We start from the raw sequence: 3,916 nt of genomic DNA on the forward strand, positions 1-3,916 counted from the left end.
GCTCTTTCAACAAATGACTGTCCACCGGAAAAAATGCTGCAGTCTTTGCGAATTTACCCGAATCCCGCCTCAGACTTTATCAATATAGAAATGTTGAACACTAATTTAAAGGATTATTCTTTCAGCATCACAGACCTGTCGGGAAAACTTCTTCTTCGATCAGAAAATTCAAAAAAGATTAATATTTCTAGTCTTTCTCCAGGAATTTATTTAGGAACGATGACTGTTGAAGAACAGAAACTAACAAAGAAAATCGTTATTAAAAGATAGGATCAGAAAAATTGCATTAAAGTTAATTCCTACTCAAACTTCGCTGTAAACATTCATTAAATCCCTGGCGATATTGTCATCGCTGAATCTTTGAGCATATTTTAAACCTTTTTCAACACGCCTATTTCGCTCCGCTTCATTGTTCCAGAGGAAAAGGATTTTCGATTTCAGATCTTCTGGTTGCGTAGGATTAACGTAGAGCGAATCAGGCCCGCCAGCTTCCGGAAGACAGCTTGTGTTACTGGTAATAACAGATGTGCCGGAAAACAGAGCCTCAATAACAGGAATCCCAAAACCTTCAAAAACACTTGGATACACAAAAATTTCCGCAAGTTTGTAAACCCCAGCCAATTCCTCCATCGAAACATTTTCAAGAAAAAAGATCTGATTCTGGAGCTTATTTTTTTTTATAAATTTTTCTACTTTATTAAAATATTTGGTCTTTTTACCGATTACAACCAGCGGAATATCTGTTCCGGTAATAGCTTTTACAATATTTAAAAGATTCTTTCTTTCCTCAATGGTGCCTACATTCAATATAAATTTTTCAGGTAAGCCAAATTTTTCTTTTACTGAATTTAAAAATTCCGAAGACTGCATTTCTTTAAATGATTGATGACAGCCCTGATAAACGACCCGTATTTTACTTTCAGGAACTTTCAGGAATTTTATGATATCGCGTTTAGTCTGTTCAGAAATTGCAATGATCAGGTCTGCCTGCTCAGCAGCCTTTTTAAATTTCCAGAAATGAATTTTACGGTCGAAAAAACTATAATATTGCGGAAATCTCATAAAAATAAGATCATGAACCGTAACAACTTTTTTTATGGGTTTGTTATTCCACTTTAAAGGAAGCTCGCCTGAAAGTCCGTGGAAAATATCAGCATCAATATTTTGTGCATCTTTTCCCATCTTAAACTGTCGGGAAAAGCTACCATTTGATGTTTTCTTAAATGAAACACCCGGTATTTCCAAAATCTTCTTTCCTCTTTCTGAGTGTTCTTTATTGAGAATAATGTATTGATTATGAGGGAAATGAGTGGCCAAAATCCTCACCAAATCACGGGAATAATTTCCCAGACCCGATGCATTATTGAAAAAGCGTTTACCGTCGAAAGCAATTTTCATTACTCAAACGGTTTTATAATATCCTGCGACAATTGTAGCTTTTTCCAATGCTCTTTCCTGTCTTTATAAAGGAAGAACTTTGCAAGTTTGTATTTATCATCGATATGACCTTCGTACTCCATTCCCATTTCTCGGTAGGGTGTACTTGGATTCAGCTGCAAAACCTCCTTGATAGCGTGTGTGAAAACAGTCGGACCTGTTGTTTGATGAACATCATGAGGATATCGGTGTTCAAAAATGTTGATCAGGCACAATTCCAATGTTCTTTTCAAGAAAGGATGACCGACATCAAAAATTAGCGCCCATTGCGTATAATGATGGCCATTGTTTTCGATTGAAATAATTGCCTCATCAGAATCTTTAATAAAATCCCGAAATCTGGAAATCAATTTACAATCTATATCCAAATAAATCCCACCTTTTTTATACAAAATTGCGTAGCGGAAAAAGTCTGCTTTAGCCGCTCCAACGGTAAGACTTTTATACGCCACATAATATTCACGTGGAAATTCTTCTAGCAAAAATTTTTCAATACGCTCATCGTCGTAAAAATGATAAGTATATTCCCGATTTCTTCGTAGCATTCTTTTGATATGCATCCGAGTAAGCCATGGTAATTTTTCTGACTTAAAGGTTTGAAATATTTGTTTTGGAATCGCCATATTCTTTAAACAGCAACATTATTCTCCCTTAAAGCATCGTTAAGAGAAGTTTTTTTGTCAGTAGATTCTTTACGCTGTCCGATAATTAAAGCACACGGAACCTGATATTCACCAGCAGGAAACTGTTTCGTATAACTTCCGGGAATTACAACGGAACGGGCCGGAACTCTTCCTTTAATTTCAACAGGTTCGGAACCGGTTACATCGATGATTTTTGTAGAAGCGGTAAGGACAACATTTGCTCCCAAAACAGCTTCCTTTTCTACGTGAACTCCTTCTACCACGATACATCTTGAACCTACAAAAACATCATCTTCAATAATTACGGGTGCAGCCTGAAGTGGTTCCAAAACTCCGCCAATTCCTACACCACCGCTCAAGTGAACGTTTTTCCCGATCTGTGCGCAGCTGCCAACAGTTGCCCAGGTATCGACCATCGTTCCGGAATCTACATAAGCACCAATATTTACGTAAGAAGGCATTAAAATTACTCCTGAAGCAATAAAAGCTCCTTCACGTGCCACGGCATGCGGCACTACTCGAACACCTTTTTCGGCATAATTTCTTTTCAACGGCATTTTATCGTGGAATTCAAAAGGACCCACTTCAATAGTTTCCATTTTTTGAATAGGGAAATACATCACGACTGCTTTTTTCACCCATTCATTCACTTTCCAGCCATTTTCTGTAGGCTCCGCAACACGCAGATCGCCCAAATCCAGCTGACGGATGACTTCACGGATGGATTTTTGGCTGTCTTCATCTTTTAAAAGCTCGCGGTTATCCCAGATATTCTCGATGGTTTGCTGTAACATAATTTTGATTGGTTTATAAGAATTTAATTGGCGCAAATTTACAAAACTCTTCGGGCGAATAGATAAGCTTTGTTCCAATATTTTTCGTTAAGTGAAGAAATAATCACGCCTTTAGACGTAGATGCATGGATAAATTTCACTTCGCCATTGCTTCCGATATCGTGTACAATTCCTACGTGAGAAACGCGGCTGCCGCCCGCGGTGGCAAAAAACACCAAATCGCCTGGCTTGGTATCCCGAATATTTATGGGTTTTCCGACATTAGACTGGTCTTCAGAACGGCGCGGAAGTTTCGTATTGTTTTCATCAAAAACCTTGGAAACCAGACCTGAACAGTCGAACCCAGCGGAACTGTTGCCGGCGTATTTGTAGGGCGCACCCAAATATTTCTGAGCATCTTTAAGGATTTCCTGAATCTGTGCGTTCACTTTTCCGGAAAAATTAGATTCCAATGATTTAAGATCCGGAGTTTTCTTAACAGTTTTTGTAGGAATACTTCTCTTAACAACTACTGGTTTTGAAGTTCCACAGGAAACGACAAACAATAATGCAAGAACTGCAAATAGAACGTTTTTCATTTTTAACAGTGAGGGTTTTTCAAAAATAGTAAAATTATTTACACTTTTGCAAAAAAATCCCAGAAATTCCCTTTGTTTTCGGGTATTTTTGAAGATTTGACGGTCTCCATCCATTCATTTTCAAAAAAAGGAATTATATTTAAAACCCAATTAAGAAAAATGATTATTTCTGAATTAAAAGAATCTTTTGAAAATCAACTATCTGGAATTTACACACATTCCGAAATCCGCGAACTGTTTTCAATTTTTTGTAGCCAAATTTTAGGAATCAATAAATTTGAATTAAGGTACTCTCAGGACCACATTATTTCTGAAGAACAAAACAGCGTTTTTATAAAAATAATCACTGAATTAAAAGCAGGAAAACCATACCAGCAAATCCTGGGTGAAACCGAATTTTATGGATTGAAATTTTTTGTGGATGAAAATGTACTGATTCCAAGACCGGAAACTGAGGAGCTTT

General features: G+C 37.2%; 5 protein-coding genes and 1 pseudogene. 2 read left to right on the top strand and 4 right to left on the bottom strand.

Annotated elements, in window-relative coordinates:
• A partial coding sequence (locus V5N63_RS09280) for a T9SS type A sorting domain-containing protein (RefSeq protein ID WP_332033721.1) occupies window positions 1–270 on the top strand: 270 nt, incomplete at its 5' end.
• A 33-nt stretch (window positions 271–303) separates the two neighbouring features.
• On the opposite strand, the gene V5N63_RS09285 is transcribed toward V5N63_RS09280, so the two are convergent.
• From V5N63_RS09285 to V5N63_RS09300, 4 genes are read right to left on the bottom strand one after another with little or no spacing between them, the layout of a single operon-like run.
• Entirely contained in the window at window positions 304–1,398 is a 1,095-nt protein-coding gene (locus V5N63_RS09285; protein WP_332033722.1) for a glycosyltransferase family 4 protein, read from the bottom strand.
• A complete protein-coding gene (locus V5N63_RS09290) occupies window positions 1,398–2,060 on the bottom strand; it encodes a glycosyltransferase family 32 protein (protein ID WP_332033723.1) in 663 nt (220 codons plus the stop codon). The genes V5N63_RS09285 and V5N63_RS09290 overlap by 1 nt, the downstream gene beginning before the upstream one ends.
• A 5-nt stretch (window positions 2,061–2,065) precedes the next feature.
• Window positions 2,066–2,878 (bottom strand): 2,3,4,5-tetrahydropyridine-2,6-dicarboxylate N-succinyltransferase, encoded by an 813-nt coding sequence (locus V5N63_RS09295; RefSeq protein ID WP_332018818.1) that lies wholly within the window; start codon window positions 2,876–2,878, stop codon window positions 2,066–2,068.
• Between the two features lie 35 nt (window positions 2,879–2,913).
• Window positions 2,914–3,453 carry a C40 family peptidase gene (locus tag V5N63_RS09300; protein WP_332033724.1) on the bottom strand — a complete coding sequence of 180 codons (540 nt, stop codon included), beginning with the start codon at window positions 3,451–3,453 and terminating at the stop codon, window positions 2,914–2,916.
• Window positions 3,454–3,612: 159 nt separating this feature from the next.
• Between V5N63_RS09300 and V5N63_RS09305 the strand changes: the two are divergent.
• Window positions 3,613–3,916, top strand: a pseudogene (locus V5N63_RS09305) (peptide chain release factor N(5)-glutamine methyltransferase); the annotation flags it as partial.

It is taken from the genome of Kaistella sp. (assembly GCF_032060305.1).
In the GTDB taxonomy this organism is placed as follows: Bacteria; Bacteroidota; Bacteroidia; order Flavobacteriales; family Weeksellaceae; genus Kaistella; species Kaistella yananensis.